This window comes from Bradyrhizobium sp. USDA 4538, assembly GCF_024171045.1.
GTDB lineage: Bacteria > Pseudomonadota > Alphaproteobacteria > Rhizobiales > Xanthobacteraceae > Bradyrhizobium > Bradyrhizobium australafricanum.
Map to the genome: position 1 here is coordinate 6,417,977 of NZ_JALJZE010000001.1, position 16,912 is coordinate 6,434,888.

Below are 16,912 nucleotides of genomic sequence, written 5' to 3' on the forward strand. Positions count from 1 at the left end.
AGCCCATGAACCGCGAGCCGGTCAACGTCGTGCCGCTCTCGATCCGCCGGCACCTCGGCGCGGGACTGGTGGGTGTCATCCTTCTCGCCGGCGCCGTCGGCGGCTGGGCTGCCACGACGGAACTCGCGGGCGCCGTCATCGGCGCAGGTACGCTGGTGGTCGACAGCTACAGCAAGAAGGTGCAGCACCCGACCGGCGGCGTGGTGGGCGAACTCAATGTCCGAGAGGGTTCGAGGGTGAAGGCTGGAGACGTGCTGCTGCGCCTCGACGAGACGGTGACGCGGGCCAACCTTCTGGTCATTCTCAAGAGCCTCGACGAGCTAGCGGCGCGCCAGGCCCGGCTCGAGGCGGAGCGCGACGACCAAAAGCGCGTCGACTTTCCGGCGGACCTTATCGCGCGTATCTCCGACACGGACGTGGCGCGCGTGCTCGTCGGCGAGCACAAGCTGTTCGAGCTGCGCGGCACCGCCCGAGCAGGCAAGAAGGCCCAGCTCAACGAGCGCATCGGCCAATTGCGAGAGCAGATCGGCGGCTTGGAAGAGCAGATCGCCGCGAAAGACGGCGAGACGAGGTTTGTCGACCAGGAGCTCGTCGGCGTGCGCGATCTGTGGCGCAAGAACCTGGTCCAGATCACGCGCGTGACCACACTTGAGCGCGATGCGGTGCGCCTGCACGGCGAACGCGGCGCTCTGGTCGCCTCCATCGCCGAAGCGAGGGGCCGGATCACCGAGACCGCGCTGCAAATCATTCAGGTCGATCAGGATCTCCGCACCGAGGTGGGAAAGGAGCTTGCCGAGATTCGCGCGAAGACCTCGGAACTGGTCGAGAAGCGGGTGGCCGCCGAGGATCAGCTCAAGCGCATCGATATCCGGGCGCCGCAGGACGGCACCGTGCAGCAGCTCGCGCTGCACACGATAGGCGGCGTCGTCACCGCCGGCGAGCCGATCATGCTGATCGTCCCCGCCCACGACCTGCTGGTCGTCGAAGTGCGCATCGCCCCGCATGAGATCGATCGCGTATCGGTCGGCCAGCCGGTGCTGCTGCGCTTCACCGCCTTCAACCAGCGGACCACGCCGCAGCTAAACGGTGAAGTGAACCACGTGTCCGCTGATGTCACGAACGACCAAAAGACTGGAACCAGCTTCTATGTCACCCGCATTGCGGTGACGGAGGCGGAGATGGCCCGCCTCGGCGACGTGAAGCTGATCGCGGGCATGCCAGTCGAAGCCTTTATTCAGACCGGGCAGCGCACAGTGATGTCTTACCTCTTCAAGCCGTTCTCCGATCAGCTGATGCGCGCCTGGCGCGAGCGCTAGCGGCTCACGAACTCTGCTTCACCTCGACCGGCTTCTGCGCGAACCGCGGAAATGTCTCGGCGACGACCGGTCCGTCCAGCCGCTAGGAATAGCAGTCGCCGACGAAGAATGGCTGCTCTCGCTGCTCAAACAGTTTGCGTACGACCTGCGCCATGTCGTCAGCCGGCAGACCCTGCCGGGTTATGAACTCGTGATCAGTCACGATTCAAGCGGCGCTGAGCGACCGAACTTCAAACCCGTCCCTCTTGACGGGCTCACCGCGCGACTTCGCAGGCGCGGCCTCATTGCGCGTTCGGAGGACAGCCGATCGTCAGCTTGATGTGGTCCGAACTGCCAAATTTTGCGTTTTTAGGGGCCTGTTATCCGAATGAAATCAATGTCTTGCGCGGGCGGGGCTGCCCATGCGCACTCATGGGAGAAGGGTGCGCATCCCCGAGTCGTGAAATGGGCACGGCAACTTTTGGTAAAGGATTCCGATTTTTGCGCAGATCGGTTGTTCGCGTTGGAGCGAGGGTCTTAGCCCATCATAACCTTGTCGGCCCGGCTACGTCCGGTTCTTCGATCAACCCCGAGTTCGAAAGTAACACGATCACCTGGCCTAGGTGTTACTCCAGGCAGAAGGGACGTGACATGGAAGAAGATATCTTCCCCACCGGTATCCGGCTTTATGAATCCGAAGCCTTTGTCTTCCTTAAACAGCTTGACCATGCCCTTGGACATTTCACTATTTCTCCGCTCAAAGACCGCATAATCGCACCTCCCTGTTAACGAGTTGCTTAGGCTGCGACAGCAAGTGGTTAACGCGTCCGTAGGAATCCGGGGAAAGCGGCAAGCTCGGTATCCTCGCTGAGGCCCGTTTCTCCTGCCGATGTTTTTGTTCCACGCGCGGAAAGTAATAGAGGTTGCTGAGGGGCGGCGGATATCGAGAGAGAGCACTCGAAAGATTGTAGCAGGCGATCCGTGCCAGCCCGCACGATCTGCTAATGTGGCCTTGGTTGATCTGGCGTGGGCTCTTGCAGTTCCTTCCACGCGATGTCACGGCCTGCGCTGCAGGCATTGCGCCAAGTTGCTCGCCTGCATCCGGGTTATGTAGTTACCTTCCAATCCATTGCCGCGCCGCTTATCCTGGGCGTTTGACGAGGCGCGCCCAGTCGCTGGAGCAGCTTGAGCGTTGGCCGGAAAAGCGACCGTGGATGCGGCCTGACGGTTATGTGCTTCTCGTCGAAGGTATCCGCCTCGCAGCCATCGAGTGACACCGCGATCCTAACCGAACCGGACAGCGGAAATCCTCTTTTGAAGATTTAGCAAGTCAACCACCTTCGGCGTCAGAGCTGCGACGCTCGCCAGTTGTTCGGATTGCGAAATATGGTCCTGCGTCAAAGAAATAGCTCCATCGGAATTCCCAGAGCATCTAGCGCTCGGGCCCAGGCCACGAAGGCATATCAGACGGTTTGAGCGCGGCGCGCTCCAGTCTGCGAAGCGGTCAAACACGCGGCAGCCCCGCGTGCGCGGCGGCGATCAGGGTGAGACTCCGCATTGCCTCGCCCTAATTGTTACCGGATGCTGAGCCGTTGCCTCACGTAAATTGCTCCCTTGGATCGGGAACGAGCGGGGGCGAAGATGGGGTGGCTAAGCATGGCAACGCGGAAGGAACTGACGGCGGCAGCAGGCGCGCGCTATCGGCGTTCGGATCGCGCGAAGAAGGCGCAGATATTGGACGAGTTCGTCGACATCACCGGATTCCATCGCAAGCATGCGATGCGACTACTTCGAGGTCAGGAAGACGCACGCCAAGGCCGACGGGCGCGATGTCGAGTCTATAATGAGGCAGAACACAACGCGCTCGTGCTCCTTTGGGAGGCGTCAGACCGGATCTGCGGGAAGCGGCTGAAGGCGTTAATGCCTGCGCTGATTGAGGCGATGGAACGGCACGGCCACCTCGACCTTGCCCCCGAGATCCGCGACAGACTTTTGGCGATGAGCGCTGCGACGATCGACCGCGCATTGGTGCGGGTCCGAGAAGAATTAGGTCGCAAGCGCCGGCGGCACGCGGCGCATTCATTGCGTCGCAGTGTTCCAATAAGGACGTCGGCAGATTGGAATGATCCGGCGCCGGGATTCGTCGAGGCCGACCTTGTCGCGCATAGCGGTCCATCTGCGCGCGGCAGCTTCATACAGACCCTCGTGCTCACCGACATTGCTACTGGCTGGACGGAGTGCGCTCCTCTGATCGTGCGCGAACAGACGCTGTTGAGTGCGGTGCTGACGGAATTGCGCAAACAATTGCCTTTTGCGCTGCTCGGCCTCGACACTGACAATGATACCGTGTTCATGAACGAGACGTTGAAAGCCTACTGCGAGGCGGCCAACATCGTCTTCACGCGTTGCCGGCCCTACCGAAAGAATGACCAGGCGTTCGTCGAGCAGAAGAACGGCGCCGCCGTGCGCAGGATGGTCGGCTATCGTCGGTTCGAGGGCCTGGAAGCGGCCAACCTGCTGGCTGAACTCTATCGATCGGCGCGGCTGTTCGTGAACTTCTTCCAACCCTCGTTCAATTGATAGCCAAGCAGCGCGACGGTGCGCGTGTGCGCAAGACATACAGCGCGCCGACAACACCACACCAGCGCTTGGCCGCCGACGCCCGCACGCCCGACGCGGTTCGCGCCCAACTCCAAGAAATCTATGCCGCTCTCGACCCGGTCGCGTTGTTGCGCGATATCCGCGGCGCGCAGGAAGGCCTCGCGGCGCTTGCGGATACCCAGCCTATCGTCAATCCTGTGGGGTATCGCAATCGATTGATCTCTTTCTGGCAAGTCTACGAACCGCCTGGAAGGACGGAGCTATGCGACCGACGGATCGGCCAATCGCGAAAGCGAAGAGAGGTCGGCGCCGTCCCGACCCGCTCATCAGGGCAACGCCAGATTTGCGAAAATGGTTTGAAGTCGAACCTTGGCGGACTGGCAGCGAACTGCTCTCCCGGTTGCAGGTGGAATATCCTGGAGCCTATCCGAACAAGCTTCTTCGAACGCTTCAACGTCGACTTAAATCCTGGCGCAGCGAGCAAGTGAACGCGTTACTGTTCGTTCCTACGGAGGAAACGCTTCCGGAGTATGAGGTCACAACACCCCAATGATGTGCCAGGTGCCAGCGGAGGAGGCCGGGCGCTCCGAAACCCCGGCCATCTCCGCACCCGGCCTGCTCCTCAACCCAAGCCGGGAGCAAAATAAATGAGGCAACCGATCGCACTCGGGAGCATCGATATGTGAGGCAATACGCGCTCTCATCCTGATTGTCGCGCTATAAGGGGTGCAGAAGAGAAAGCAGGCGCTGGCGAAGCCTCTCGCGATCAAGCTGTACTTCGCGCATTACCGCAAGCTCGGCTTCAATCTTGCTCGTGTCCTCATTCAGCCGCCTACATTCGATGAGCTGCGCTTCTTTCTCCGCCAGCCGCCGTTCTCCTTCGACTGTCGCGAATTCAATCTGCCTTAACTCGTCAATGATCGGCTCTTTGTACATCTCGTTGCGATGGCTGAACCGTGCGTCATGCTCGTTTGTCTTGCAATCTCCAAACGGCTCAACAACGCTTCAAGTTCCTAATGAGCCTTGCGATAGCGGGAACGACCGCAAGCGCTGCACTTGATGTGCGCCGAGTTTTCAGCCCAGTCCCAATCCAGGCAGATCGGCGAGCTTCAGCCGGCCGTTGTGCTGGCACCCGACGCAGAACATGAGCACCGTCTTCCGCCGTTGCGATCGACGGGGCCGGACAGTAGCGGAGATGACGAGCGGGCTTGCGGCGCCAGGGCATGCGCCAATGATCGCGAATATCTCGCGCCGATCTCAGCAGTGGAAGCACCGTTGGTTGTCCCTCATGTCGACGACGCGCGCCCGGAGCTTCGCGACGCCTTCCACGCGCGTTAGAAGCCGCCTATGAGGCGCTTAAGGAAGCCGGCGCAACTCGGAAGGAAGCTTGGGATCAGTATCGGGCGTGGGAGGCCAAGAACCCCAGCCCAAGCGCTCCGCGGGCATACCGACAATGGTCGCGTCGGGCTAAGCGGCTGGCGGATGATCTCGAGCTTACACCCAAGCTTGAGCACTATGAGAGGGCTCAAAAGTGCTATCGAGATGCGCAGCATGGCATCGGTTTAGTGCGGGCCAGAGATCTCTCCGAACTTGCTGTAAAATCGATGGCCTCGATGGCTTTTGAAGGGGCGGTCTTGGGCGACGCCAAGGCGCAGTATTACCTGCGCGACGAGAAGCAGATCGTCGCATGGTCCGTCGCGTTCGATCTCATATTGCTTGCTGGTAACCCGGTCGCCGCCTCAGCGCTGAATCGAGGAGGGCGATCACCGCAGGCCACTGATCCGGCTTTGGAGGCCATCGCAAAACACCAGCAGGCGGACGCGGACCACAATGCAGCCATCACGGCGACCGACGCCACCGAATATCGCTCTGAGGCCTATTGGCTGGCCGACGACCATCAAGGAGCATGCTGCCATGCGGAGGCCGATGCAGCTTGGGATCTGGCCAGGACAATTCCGACGACATTGGCCGGCGTTGCTGCGGTTCTCGAGTACGTGAACCAGTACGAAGACAAGGGCGAGGAATGGCCCAACAGTGACTGCATCGGTCGGGAGGGCTGGCATTATCAGCTACGGCAGACGATGGCCGCTGCAGCCGTCAACTTAGCCTAGCGTGAAGGCGAGGCGCCCGCCGGTTCACGCCGGCGGGTTTTCCCCTGGCGCAATTTCCATTGTTTCCGGTGGTCGACGGTGGCGCGCGCTATGTTCGGCCATGGCTTTCACCGCCTCATCTTCGTCGGCGCAAAAAGCGATGCTTCGCCGATCGGCAAACACGAGCCACTGACGAAGGCCAACTTCCCTGATGACGTACTCGGTCATTTTCGAGCGTCCCGCAGCGAGTGGGCTGCATCTTATGCAAACGACGTTGCCGTTCCATTAATCAGAAGCCGGCCCAGACGGTGAGCGCGGGCGGCGGCCTGGATCTGATCAAAAAGTACGCCGCCGGGCTTGAATGCAGCATCCCGGCGGCGGTCTTCCAGCTGGCCCTGCAATCCCAGCAACACTGCGGTAGCAGGGCGGTCAACACACGCGAGTGATGCAGATCAATCTGCCCGCCGGATGATCCTACCGACGGGCTTTTGCGCGAAATCACCAGCGGCGATAACCGCCGTGATAGCCGTAACCCCTGTGATAACCGTAGCCCCTGTGCACGTATCCGTAACGACGGACGCCGTAGCCACGATAGCCGTAACCGTAGCCGTACGGCCTGTAGACGGGCGCCGTGCGGACACAGCCGTTCGGGCCGCAGACTACGGCAACGTTCTCGACGTTTGAAGCGGGATAAAGTGTGGCGAGCGGCATCGCTGACGCGCTACCTGCCGCAGCAAGGCTGCCGAGCGCAGCAAGTCCAACAAGTGCAAATTCAAGCTTCATGGTTTCCTCTCGTGGAATCTAAGGCACCCCACACTGTAGGAAGTTGAACGTGAATGCTGGATGAGCAGGCCAGCCGTTTTTGCGTGATGAAAATGCGGCATGCTTGTGCTCTGCGCGGGTGTCCCCAAGCGGCCCATAGGAGCATCCGGAACGATGAGGGTGCCAAGGTCAGACTAGCTAAATGCGATAACGAGCAGGCCCGAGCACAACAGCACAAGGCAGGTCGCGATTAGCGCGAGGAATCCATCGGACACGAAGTCATGATTACGCATGACACACCTCCCTGTCGCGGATGGAGGCTGGTCCGAATTTATTAAAGATTTCGGAATCGAGTTTTTGGAGGGCGGGCAACTACTGTCTTTGCTGCCCAACTTCACGAAAGCCGTGTGGATCATCGAAATAGTCCCAAGAAAAGACGCCGCCGGTCTCAAAAATACACGCCCGGCGGCGTTTCCTTCCTGAACTGGGGGCCCTGAAATCCCCAGCGCAGAGTCAACCGCAGAACCTGTGGCCTCAGTGATTGGCCGAAGGGCACTTCTTGTTACGCACTGTGATGTTGCGAGAGGAGCAGGAACAAGTGGTAATGTCGGGAATCTTACACAGGCTCCCGCGATAGGTTGCCCCCCGACCGGGAGTTTAAAGCGGCGCCAGGGCCGCTATCGTTGTTGTGCGGCATCGCCATCCTCAGGAACAAGTGGTCGGGCCAATGAGTCCCTTCATTGCTCCCGGAGACAGGTGGCGCGCTCGACCGGGAGTCTGGAATGGCGGCCTCGGCGCGCCGTCGGGGCCGTTCGTGTTTGTGGGTTGGACTGTGGGCTAATTTCGGTAGCTTAAATTAATTGTATTGTTTTCAAGATCTTAGGTGTGTATTGATCGGCTGATGCCGCAGCGGCGCCGACTGCCGCAACAACTGTTTCCTTGGCCAGTCCAGATGCCGAGCTGACCGAACTGGGGAGGCGGTTCGTCGAAATATCGCGGCTTCGGGATGCCGCGAACGATGAAACGGGCCGCCTGGTTGAGATCGCCCGCCGGTCATACCCGTCCGGGGACCTATCGGGACGCGTGTCTGCGCGGCGAGGAGGCGCGCAGCGGGTACAATGCAGCTATAGCCGACGCTGACGAGCAGTCGGGCTTAGCAGCGGCGCAAGAGGCGTTTGATGGCGCCATGGATCAGTTGCGCGCGCTCTACGCCCGCATGATCACAATGCGCCCGACGACGATCGACGGAATGCGGGCCATCGCTTCGGCGGTCTTCCATTTCGAGTGGGATAGGGTCGAATACGCCGAGGGGGCCATCGAAGGCGCAGCGCTCGCTGTGCTGGTCGCCGGCCTACTCGATAAGCCACTTCCGGATCATCTGCCAGCGTCGAGGCGGAAGAGTGCGAACTAATCAGCAAGCTCGCGACCAACGCGGCAAAGAAAGCGCTGTTCGTCAAACTGGCAGCGCATCACCGAGCACTCGCTGACGAAGTCGAGCGCGCAATGATTGAGTCGAAATAGGAAGCACAAGCGGAGAAGACCGCGAGGCGAGAAGTACGATTGGGTTCTGGAGTTCGACATCAAGCGACTGTTCGACAATATCGACCACGAGCTTCTGCTTCGGGCCGTCCGGAAACATGTGACGTGCGCATGGGCGCTGCTCTACATTGAAAGATGGCTGACAGCGCCGATGGTGCAAGAGGATGGAACGATAATCGAGCGAAGCCGTGGTACCCCACAAGGGGGCGTGGTGAGCCCGATCCTCGCCAACCTCTTCATGCACTATGCATTTGATCTCTGGATGGCACGGATGTTCCCCGATCTCAGGTGGTGTCGGTATGCGGATGACGGTGCGCCACGACGGCGCGAAGGAGGTGTGATGTAGAGCACCTTTGAGCAGCCTTGCTGCACAGAAGATGGGGGTTGGCCCCTCGAACTCGGGTTGCAGGATCAGGGTTCAAACCACCGGCTGCTGCTTCGGCCCAATGGTTGAGGTGGTGAGCGAGACCGGAAAAGGCAGAGCGAGACTCTGTCAGGTAAGGATCGAGGAGACGAGCGCAAGCGAACCACCGATGAACTGTCGAAAGCGTAGGGAAGACGTCAAAACCAAGGGGTAGTCGTTATCTTGGGATCAGTCTGAGCGATACCTGTTTACGGCTCAGGCGGCGTCCGGCAGGCGAGGTGGCGTGACCTCGGTTCAGGCTTCTGTGCGGAACGTGGGAACCTGTATCGCGATGCCAAGGGAATGGTTCAAGTGGAAGCCCCACAAGAGTCTGAGTACCAATGCGCGATGCAGGGACGGAGCCGTGTGTAGTAGTGACGAAGGCACTGTAATGGTGGCGGAGCGAAGGCACGGCACTGTCCCGCTTGATTGGAAGAGCAACCGGAAACGGGAGGACTCTTTTGGGTCAAGCAAAGCCGTATGACATCCCCAAGCGCTGGGTTTGGGAGGCGTACAAACGGGTTAAAGCAAATCGGGGCGCAGCCGGTGTGGACGAGCAGTCGATCGAGGTGTTCGAGGCAGACTTGCAGAGCAATCTGTACAAGCTCTGGAATCGAATGTCTTCGGGCAGCTACTTTCCACCGCCGGTCAAGCGTGTGCAGATCGACAAGCGCGACGGCGGGAAGAGGCCGCTAGGAATTCCTACGGTGTCGGATCGCGTTGCTCAGGCGGTCGTCAAAGGATATCTGGAGCCGGATTTGGAGAAGCACTTTCATCCAGACTCGTTCGGATATCGACCCGGAAAATCGGCGCTCGATGCCGTTGGGGTTGCTCGCCAGCGATGCTGGCGGCATCCCTTCGTGCTCGATCTCGACATTCGGGCCTATTTTGACTCGATATCGCATGAGCTTTTGCTCAAGGCGATTCGGAAGCACACGGACTGCGCTTGGGTGTTGTTGTACATTGAACGGTGGCTTAAAGCTCCCGTTCAACTGGAAGACGGCACCCTTGAACCCCGTGAGAAGGGCACGCCGCAGGGCTCGGTGGTATCACCGCTGATGGCGAATCTCTTTCTCCACTATACGTTCGACATGTGGATGCGAAGAAATCATCCGAGCATCCCGTTCGAGCGTTATGCCGATGATATTCTCTGCCATTGCGACAGTGAGCGGCAGGCACAACAACTGAAGGAGGCGCTTGCGAAGCGCTTTGCCGAATGCGGACTGGAGCTTCATCCGGACAAGACGAAGATAGTCTATTGTAAGGATGACCACCGGCGAGGTGATTATCCTGAACAGAAATTCGACTTTTTGGGCTACACGTTCCGCGCCCGTCGGTCGAAGAACCGTTGGGGAAAGCACTTCGTCAACTTCAGCCCCGGTGTCAGCAATGCCGCGACGAAGGCAATCCGACAGGAAATCCGTGCCTGGCAACTACGCTGCCGGGTGGATAAGAGGATCGACGACCTGGCGAGGATGTTCAACCCGATCATTCGAGGCTGGATGAACTACTATGGTCGGTACTACAAATCGGCGCTTTACCCGACACTACGCCATCTCGACCGATGTCTCGCGCGATGGGCGATGTCAAAATACAAACGTCTGCGGCGACATCGAAGACGGGCAGAGCACTGGGTACGGGACATTGCGTGCCGCACCCCCACGCTGTTGGCCCATTGGTCGATGCTGCACAAGACGGCGGCTGGACGGTAAGAGCCGGATGAGCGGAGACGTTCACGTCCGGATCTGTGAGCGCCTGGGGGTGAAACTCCCCCGGGCGACTCGACGGTTGGTACATTGTCGGAATGAGATGGAGGCGCAAAGCGTTCGCGAAGCGCTCCAGGCTCGGCTGGCGAAGTGCCGCCTGGAATTGCATCCTACGAAGACGAGGATCGTCTACTGCAAGGATGATCGACGCCGAGGTAAAAGCGAGACGGTCATGTTTGACTTTCTCGGTTATTGCTTCCGGCCACGATCGGTCCTGGGGCCGCATTCGCAGAAGATGTTCTGTGGGTTCACCCCAGCGGTCAGCAAACCAGCGCTGAACGCCATGCGGGCAACGGTCCGAGGCTTGAAACTTCGCAGGCGAACCGAGGTGACGCTGGACGATATTGCTCGCGAGCTAAACCCGATGGTTAGGGGGTGGATCGCTTATTATGGGCAATACACGCGCTCAGCGCTTTATCCTTTGGCACGCTACATCAACCAGACGTTAGCTATTTGGCTGAAGCGAAAGTACAAGCGCTTCCATCACCGTTTAGGACGCGCGCGTCTCTTCCTGGAGAAGATCGCGCGTGAGAAGCGCAGGCTCTTTGTGCATTGGCAACTCGGCGATGGCGGCAAGCTTGCCTGATGGGAGCCGGGTGAGGCGAGAGTCTCACGCCCGGTTCTGCGAGAGGCTGGAGGTGAAATCCCTCCGGCCTACTCACCCACCGTGCCCGTGCTGGCCTTGGGCAAGTGCGATGTCGCGCGATGCTGGGTCTATGTGAAGGACGACCGCCCCTTCGGCGGCTCAGATCCGCCGGCGGCGATGTTTTATTACTCGCGCGATCGAAGTGGTGAGCATCCGCAGGCGCATCTGGCCAACTACACCGGCATCCTCCAGGCCGACGCCTTCGGCGGATACATCAAGCTCTACGAGCCCGAGCGAAGTCCTGGGCTTATCAGCGAAGCGGCTTGTTGGGTCCATGCCCGGCGCCCGTTCTTCGCCATGGCGGATCTTGAGGAAAACGCGCGGCGCAAAGCGGCCGGAAAGAAGGAAATCGTCATCTCGCCCGTCGCCAATGCGCCGCATCGACGCTCTGTTCGAGATCGAGCGCTCTATCAATGGCCAAAACGCCGACCAACGAAAGGCTGTTCGCCAGGCGCAGAGCGCACCGCTCGTCGCCGATCTGGAAGCCTATATGCGCGAGCAGTGCGCCAAGCTCTCCCGCGGCCACGATCTGGCCAAGGCCATGAACTACATGTTCAAGCGCTGGGCCTCCTTCACACGCTTCCTCGACGATGGTCGCGTCTGCCTCTCGAACAATGCAGCCGAGAGAGCGCTGCGCGGCATCGCATTGGGCAGAAAGTCGTGGTTATTCTGTGGGTCCGACCGCGGAGGGCGCCGAGCCGCCGCCATGTATAGCCTCATCGTCTCTGCCAAGATGAACGACGTCGACCCTCAGGCCTGGCTCGCTGATGTACTCGCTCGCATCGCCACCCACTCCGCCCACAGGCTCGATGAGCTGCTGCCCTGGAACTGGAAGACAGCGCAACAGCAAGGCCTTGCGGCACAGGCGGCTTGATGGGGCACGTCAACAAGGTCAGCCACGTGTTCACTCTCGGCCATGTCGCTGAGATGCTCGGCGAAGACGAGGAATGGCTGTTCGAGGTCGCCGAAGAAATGGACACCGAGGACGGCCAGCTATGGGTCGTCGGTGTCGGTGAAGACGGGGTGATGGCGTTCACCGATGATGGAATCGAGAACCTCAAACATCTGATCCAGATCCACAAGGACGCTCCTTGGATCATTGAAGAACGCCGCCAGGTGCTCGCGGCGATCGTTAAGCCGAAGGCCGAAAAGCCCGACGAGGTTTAGCAGGTAACCGGACAAACCAGCCAGCCGGCGGCCTACGCCGCATGCTTACGCCGTAACCCACCGGGTCCGCACAAAAGCGCGGCCCGATGACGGCTCCGTCGTAACCCACCAACGTCGTACCCCGAAGATGTTAGGTTACGCTTCGCTAGGGCGATCATAAAGGCCGCGTTCGCTTTGCCCTGAAAAGGCGACATAGAAGCGATATGAATGCACGTCGGCCTTGGGCATCAGCACGCCGCTCGCCTCGTTCCGCCGCGCGGGCTGAAAGGAGTCGTCACGGCAGCAGCGTTGCGTCGCCGTCGAATGGGCCGGCGTACCAGGCGTTCTCGTCCGCGAGGGCGCGGGCCAGGGCCTGGTCCGTCGTCTTGTAGACGAGCGGATCGGTCGGGTAGCTCCTGACGTAAGGTTTCCAGCTCATCATGATCCGCCTGATGTGTCCGGCCACGCCGACCACCTCGAAGAGATGACCGCCCGAAGCGACCGCGTTCGAATACGCCGCATCAAGTAGCGCCTCGGTCACGTCCGGGTCGTCCTGCTCCACCAGGATGTCGGCAAGCATCGACCGTCGCAAGCCGGTCTTGCGGTCGACCGCATGAAGGACGACAGCATACCCTGCCAAGCGCTGGAATCGATGGCAGCAGAGCACGGCAACCGTCGAAGAGCTCCCTGGGAGCGTGAAGTGCCACCTGAGAGAGGCGGGGCTTCGGTCCGCCAGCAACCGAGGGGCCTCGCGCAATTTGCGCCGCCACAGTGCTTCGAATTCGTCCCCGATGTTCTTCACATCGATTTCCGTTATTTTGCTCATCAGACGGCCCCGCGGTCCGCGACGGAGCGAATCCAGCCGCAGTGCCGACGAGGCAAGGAAAGTCCCGACCGCCTCCATTCCGCTCCCGCGGCCGAACTTCGCTGCAAGCGCCCGCGCGAACTGATGAACATCCAGGATCCAGAACAAAATCTTGTCATAGTCGGGGTCAGGCAACGACCTCGCATGAAGGGCTTTTGATTGATTGACCACGGATGCGGTCGAGTGCGTGATCACAAAGAGATCGACATCTCGCTGCCGGAAGAACGAAGCCAGCAGGCCGATGCAGCGAGTGCGGTACGAGGGGTCGATCACCAGCCCAGCGGCTATCGCGGCGATTATCGTTCGGCTTTCGAGCTGGTAGAGGACGGGAATGTTTCCCTGGTACCCGACAATCCCCTGCTCGGTCTCCAGCACCCATCCCATGCTGGGCTGCGATTTTGCGGCGACCAATGCGGGATTCTGCTGCCAGAGCCGCTGCCAGTTCTCCAGGCTGTCTTTCGCAAGTCCCCCGCGTTCCTTCAGCTTCGCGACGCTTTCGAAATCCGCGAACCGGACCTCTCGCTGCTTGGCCGGCGCCAACGCGCTTCCGGTCAGCGGCGCCGATACGGTTTGACCGGACGCGGGACGCCGTCGGCTTTTTAGGAGCCGGAGCAGGATGTCGGCGGCATGATACTTGGAGCGCGTCAGAATTTGCGCCCGCGTACCGGTCTGCACCATCAACCTCTCCCTAACCCGAATTCACTTCCCATCCCGGCGCCCGTCCAATGTGCGAGCCCAGTCACCGGGATATCATGGTGGCGATGACCCGATCGCCCCTTTTCGCTACCGAGGCTGTGTCAATTGCTCCGACACGAACAAGCATAAGGGGCCGATCAGCGTCATCCGTTCGGGGTCGAGATCCTCGAAATCGATTTCCCTGTCGAAGTGCTCGCCCGCCGCCATCATCATCTCGACGAAGGCTAGGGAATCGAGGGCTCCCGACAGCAGCAGGTCGTAGTCGTCGGGAAGATCGCGCAGCGGACGCAGTCCGCGGTCCTCCAGCTTGCGGTTGAGGAAGGCTCCTAAGAACGAGCGGACGTCGTCCGGGGTCGGAAGGTTCATTGACCGTCCCCCAAAAGCGCCGGCATGGACTTGCGGTCGTATTTGCCGTTGGCGTTGCGGGGCAACCGACTGCGGACGTGCCATCGTCTGGGGACCATGTAGTCGGGCAGGCGGGCGGCGACCGCCTCGCGCAGCCGGTCGAGATCGACCGCCCCTCCTTCGATGAGCACTTCGATGCCGACATAGCCGCTCGACGTGATGGGCCAGCCGATCGCCACGACGCCGTCGACGCCTGAGGCCTCGCGCACCACCGCCTCGACCTCGCCGAGTTCGACCCTGTGCCCGAGGATCTTCACCTGGGAATCCATGCGGCCGAGATGGGTCAGGGGACCGTCGCCAGCGGGCCGGCGCACACGGTCACCGGTACGGTAGAATACGTCTTCCCGTCCAGGCGGGACAACGAAGGCCGCAGCGGTCTTCTCGGGATCTTTCCAGTAGCCGAGTGACATCTGCGGACCGCGCATCAGCAGTTCGCCATCCGCGCCCGGCTCGACCTGGTTTAGACGCTCGTCAACGACGAGCACGTCCATTCCCGGGAACGGAGCGCCGATCGGCACAATTCCCATCTCCGATTCGGCTAGCGCGCGGTTTGGATCACATCGATAGCCGGTGCATGCGATGGTCAACTCCGTGGGTCCATAGACGTTTTCCACGACACTGTTCGGCGCGGCCATCGTCCAAGCCTCGACGCAACTGACGGGAAGCGGCTCACCGCAGAACAAGCTCAGCCTGAGCGAGGGAAACCCTCCCGGCTTCAGGAGGCCGGACTGCTTCATTAGGGCGACCATCGAGGGCACCGAGAACCAGACCGTCAGCCCCTGCTCGCGGATGAATCGCCCCGGATTGATCAGGGTCTTCTGCGAGGGACAGCAGACGCACGCGCCGCGTTCCCACGCCACGAACATGTCGGAGGCCGACAGGTCGAACGTCATGTCAAACGTTTGCGAGACAACATCCAGCTCCGTGATGGCGAAGCGCACCGCGACATGATCGACATAGGCGACGACGTTGCGGTGCGCAACCATCACCCCCTTCGGGGTTCCGGTGCTGCCGGATGTGAACAGCAGATAGGCGATCGCGTCCTCGCACGCCTCCGGCTCGCGCCAGTCGGTGTATTCTTCGAGATCGGCCGCCCCGACGACGACGTGCCGTGGCCATCGTTCGCGATAGGGGTGCGGATCCTTGAGACCGAGCGCGATCACGAGCAGCCGTTCGTCCACGCCCTCCATGAGCGCGTCCATCTGCGGCAAGGATTCTGCGTCGACGATGATTGAGCGGCACTCCGAACGGACGAACATCGATTTGGTCCGCTCGACCGGGAACGTGCGGTTCAGCGGCACGTAGCCGTTCCCCGCAAGAAGCGATCCGAGCACGCCGGCGAACGCTGTTGCGCTGCGATGCGCGAACACGGCAGTCAGGGGCGTCCATGACACCTCGCGATGGGCCTGGATGCAAGCCGCGATGCGGACGGCAACCTCGCGAAGCTGCCGATACGACAGCGATGCGCCCTGCGCAACGACGGCAGGACGGTCGGGAAACAGCTCTGCCGAGCGCAGGAAGCCTGTCCACAGCCCTCGCCGTGATCGGTCCGTGCGCAACTCCATCGAGCGATCCTCGTTTAGCCTGCCAATCCCTGACGCGCCGAATCGCGAAGCACGGACGCTTTCCGACGCCGGGCTTTCGTCAGCGCCAATCCGAAGACCTCGCCCGTGTGGACTAGTTCCTCGCGTGTGGGCGGGATGTCCAGGATGAACGTTCCGTAGCCGGCCGCGGCGTAGCGCGCGAGTTCGTCGGAGACGACACTGTAGTTGCCGACCAGATACGGGCAGAAGGTCTGGTAGTTTTCGAACGGGACGAGCCAATAAGGCGTATCCTGAGCGGCCGTCTCGGCCGCAAGATCGGACATCTGCTTGTGCCACGCCGAATCCGAAACCTTCATGGCCAGCTTGTGCGCCAGTTGCCCCTTCTTGTCCGTGGGGAAGCGCTCGTGCGCGACCCGCCAGGCCTCGTCGGCGCTCGGGCGGGCGATGATGCCGACGCGCACGCCCGAACCCATGCAGTCGGCGGCGTCCGCCGGTCCGTACTCTGCGGACGGCTTGGGATATCTCACCGGCGTCGCGCCCAGCGCTTTGGCGGCCGCGAGCCCCGCTTCCGAGGAGCCCGACACGAACACGCCGGGCAGCAGCTCCGGCGGCAGCGGCGGCGTCATCCTGAGATTCCGGACGACATTGAATTCCCCTTCGAGGGTCACCGGCTCGGCGTTCTCCAGCAGCAGCTTGATGATGCCGGTGTACTCGACGAGCCTGGCGTACCGCTTGTCGTGCGCCGTCGCGTCGCCGAGCGCCGTCAGCTCGGTCGTGTAGCCGCCCGCGACCATGTTCAGATAGAGCCGGCGTCCGTACATATGCGCCAGCGAACTCACCATCTTCGCGATGCTGTACGGATGCATGTAGACGGGCTGCACCGCCACCAGCGGACAGAGCTGCTTGGTGCCCTGCAAGATGACCTGCGAGACGAGCCAGGGATCGACCAGGGAATTCTCCGTGTAGACTAGGATCCCCTTGCAGCCTGCCTCTTCGCTCCAGCGGGCTATGGCCTGCACCCGTTCGACATAGTCAGCCGCCGGGACCGTGCCGGATTGCGGGCACGTGCTAAAGACTTCAAAGCGGATATCGGAAAGCGCATCCATCAGCCACCTCCATCCAAAAAGGCGCAGGAACGCTGTGGGTTGGGAGTA

15 protein-coding genes and 3 pseudogenes are annotated in these 16,912 nt (G+C 61.0%); 10 read left to right on the plus strand and 8 right to left on the minus strand.

The window, feature by feature from the left end; translation table 11 throughout:
• The first annotated feature begins 5 nt into the window (after positions 1-5).
• Positions 6-1,316, plus strand: coding sequence for an HlyD family type I secretion periplasmic adaptor subunit (locus J2R78_RS29170; protein WP_253609939.1), 1,311 nt, complete (start codon positions 6-8; stop codon positions 1,314-1,316).
• 516 nt (positions 1,317-1,832) lie between these two features.
• Here J2R78_RS29170 and J2R78_RS29175 read toward each other — a convergent pair.
• Positions 1,833-2,036 carry a cold-shock protein gene (locus J2R78_RS29175; protein ID WP_253607748.1) on the minus strand — a complete coding sequence of 68 codons (204 nt, stop codon included), beginning with the start codon at positions 2,034-2,036 and terminating at the stop codon, positions 1,833-1,835.
• Between the two features lie 900 nt (positions 2,037-2,936).
• Between J2R78_RS29175 and J2R78_RS29180 the strand changes: the two are divergent.
• A pseudogene (locus J2R78_RS29180) lies at positions 2,937-4,449 on the plus strand (ISNCY family transposase).
• Positions 4,450-4,613: 164 nt separating this feature from the next.
• Here J2R78_RS29180 and J2R78_RS29185 read toward each other — a convergent pair.
• Entirely contained in the window at positions 4,614-4,832 is a 219-nt protein-coding gene (locus tag J2R78_RS29185; protein WP_253607749.1) for a hypothetical protein, read from the minus strand.
• Between the two features lie 698 nt (positions 4,833-5,530).
• Between J2R78_RS29185 and J2R78_RS29190 the strand changes: the two genes are divergently transcribed.
• A complete protein-coding gene (locus tag J2R78_RS29190; protein ID WP_253607750.1) occupies positions 5,531-6,007 on the plus strand; it encodes a hypothetical protein in 477 nt (158 codons plus the stop codon).
• Positions 6,008-6,031: 24 nt separating this feature from the next.
• Here the strand turns inward: J2R78_RS29190 and J2R78_RS29195 are convergent, their stop codons facing one another.
• Both J2R78_RS29195 and J2R78_RS29200 read right to left on the minus strand, forming a co-directional pair.
• Positions 6,032-6,214 carry a hypothetical protein gene (locus J2R78_RS29195; RefSeq protein ID WP_253607751.1) on the minus strand — a complete coding sequence of 61 codons (183 nt, stop codon included), beginning with the start codon at positions 6,212-6,214 and terminating at the stop codon, positions 6,032-6,034.
• A 270-nt stretch (positions 6,215-6,484) separates the two neighbouring features.
• Positions 6,485-6,769 (minus strand): hypothetical protein, encoded by a 285-nt coding sequence (locus J2R78_RS29200; RefSeq protein ID WP_253607752.1) that lies wholly within the window; start codon positions 6,767-6,769, stop codon positions 6,485-6,487.
• Positions 6,770-7,766: 997 nt separating this feature from the next.
• Between J2R78_RS29200 and J2R78_RS29205 the strand changes: the two genes are divergently transcribed.
• The 7 genes and pseudogenes from J2R78_RS29205 to J2R78_RS29235 all read left to right on the plus strand — a co-directional run bounded on the left by J2R78_RS29205 (position 7,767) and on the right by J2R78_RS29235 (position 12,269).
• Positions 7,767-8,159 carry a hypothetical protein gene (locus tag J2R78_RS29205; protein ID WP_253607753.1) on the plus strand — a complete coding sequence of 131 codons (393 nt, stop codon included), beginning with the start codon at positions 7,767-7,769 and terminating at the stop codon, positions 8,157-8,159.
• Between the two features lie 126 nt (positions 8,160-8,285).
• Positions 8,286-8,600: pseudogene (locus J2R78_RS29210) on the plus strand (reverse transcriptase domain-containing protein); the annotation flags it as partial.
• Positions 8,601-9,151: 551 nt separating this feature from the next.
• The gene (gene ltrA, locus J2R78_RS29215; RefSeq protein ID WP_253607755.1) at positions 9,152-10,402 is read left to right on the plus strand and encodes a group II intron reverse transcriptase/maturase; all 1,251 of its coding nucleotides are present in this window, start codon (positions 9,152-9,154) and stop codon (positions 10,400-10,402) included.
• Positions 10,403-10,628: 226 nt separating this feature from the next.
• Entirely contained in the window at positions 10,629-11,042 is a 414-nt protein-coding gene (locus J2R78_RS29220) for a group II intron maturase-specific domain-containing protein (RefSeq protein WP_225649595.1), read from the plus strand.
• Positions 11,043-11,174: 132 nt separating this feature from the next.
• Positions 11,175-11,327: pseudogene (locus J2R78_RS29225) on the plus strand (transposase); the annotation flags it as partial.
• 49 nt (positions 11,328-11,376) lie between these two features.
• Positions 11,377-11,976, plus strand: a complete 600-nt coding sequence (locus J2R78_RS29230; RefSeq protein ID WP_253607756.1) for a transposase — start codon at positions 11,377-11,379, stop codon at positions 11,974-11,976.
• On the plus strand, positions 11,976-12,269 hold the full coding sequence (locus J2R78_RS29235; RefSeq protein WP_253607757.1) for a hypothetical protein: 294 nt from the start codon (positions 11,976-11,978) through the stop codon (positions 12,267-12,269). The genes J2R78_RS29230 and J2R78_RS29235 overlap by 1 nt, the downstream gene beginning before the upstream one ends.
• Positions 12,270-12,543: 274 nt before the next feature.
• Here the strand turns inward: J2R78_RS29235 and J2R78_RS29240 are convergent, their stop codons facing one another.
• The 4 genes from J2R78_RS29240 to J2R78_RS29255 form a co-directional block, all read right to left on the minus strand.
• On the minus strand, positions 12,544-13,791 hold the full coding sequence (locus J2R78_RS29240) for a hypothetical protein (RefSeq protein ID WP_253607758.1): 1,248 nt from the start codon (positions 13,789-13,791) through the stop codon (positions 12,544-12,546).
• 105 nt (positions 13,792-13,896) lie between these two features.
• Entirely contained in the window at positions 13,897-14,175 is a 279-nt protein-coding gene (locus tag J2R78_RS29245; RefSeq protein WP_253607759.1) for an acyl carrier protein, read from the minus strand.
• Positions 14,172-15,779, minus strand: coding sequence for an amino acid adenylation domain-containing protein (locus J2R78_RS29250; RefSeq protein WP_253607760.1), 1,608 nt, complete (start codon positions 15,777-15,779; stop codon positions 14,172-14,174). Before J2R78_RS29250 ends, J2R78_RS29245 begins: the two co-directional genes overlap by 4 nt.
• Positions 15,780-15,793: 14 nt before the next feature.
• The gene (locus J2R78_RS29255; protein ID WP_253607761.1) at positions 15,794-16,864 is read right to left on the minus strand and encodes an LLM class flavin-dependent oxidoreductase; all 1,071 of its coding nucleotides are present in this window, start codon (positions 16,862-16,864) and stop codon (positions 15,794-15,796) included.
• Positions 16,865-16,912 lie beyond the last annotated feature (48 nt).

Bases quoted from the DNA above. Each gene is read 5' to 3' on its own strand.
- J2R78_RS29170 (WP_253609939.1), top strand. From the start codon at position 6: ATGAACCGCGAGCCGGTCAACGTCGTGCCGCTCTCGATCCGCCGGCAC.
- J2R78_RS29175 (WP_253607748.1), bottom strand. From the start codon at position 2,036: ATGTCCAAGGGCATGGTCAAGCTGTTTAAGGAAGACAAAGGCTTCGGA.
- J2R78_RS29185 (WP_253607749.1), bottom strand. From the start codon at position 4,832: ATGTACAAAGAGCCGATCATTGACGAGTTAAGGCAGATTGAATTCGCG.
- J2R78_RS29195 (WP_253607751.1), bottom strand. From the start codon at position 6,214: ATGACCGAGTACGTCATCAGGGAAGTTGGCCTTCGTCAGTGGCTCGTG.
- J2R78_RS29200 (WP_253607752.1), bottom strand. From the start codon at position 6,769: ATGAAGCTTGAATTTGCACTTGTTGGACTTGCTGCGCTCGGCAGCCTT.
- J2R78_RS29205 (WP_253607753.1), top strand. From the start codon at position 7,767: ATGAAACGGGCCGCCTGGTTGAGATCGCCCGCCGGTCATACCCGTCCG.
- J2R78_RS29220 (WP_225649595.1), top strand. From the start codon at position 10,629: ATGTTTGACTTTCTCGGTTATTGCTTCCGGCCACGATCGGTCCTGGGG.
- J2R78_RS29230 (WP_253607756.1), top strand. From the start codon at position 11,377: ATGCCCGGCGCCCGTTCTTCGCCATGGCGGATCTTGAGGAAAACGCGC.
- J2R78_RS29235 (WP_253607757.1), top strand. From the start codon at position 11,976: ATGGGGCACGTCAACAAGGTCAGCCACGTGTTCACTCTCGGCCATGTC.
- J2R78_RS29240 (WP_253607758.1), bottom strand. From the start codon at position 13,791: ATGGTGCAGACCGGTACGCGGGCGCAAATTCTGACGCGCTCCAAGTAT.
- J2R78_RS29245 (WP_253607759.1), bottom strand. From the start codon at position 14,175: ATGAACCTTCCGACCCCGGACGACGTCCGCTCGTTCTTAGGAGCCTTC.
- J2R78_RS29250 (WP_253607760.1), bottom strand. From the start codon at position 15,779: ATGGAGTTGCGCACGGACCGATCACGGCGAGGGCTGTGGACAGGCTTC.
- J2R78_RS29255 (WP_253607761.1), bottom strand. From the start codon at position 16,864: ATGGATGCGCTTTCCGATATCCGCTTTGAAGTCTTTAGCACGTGCCCG.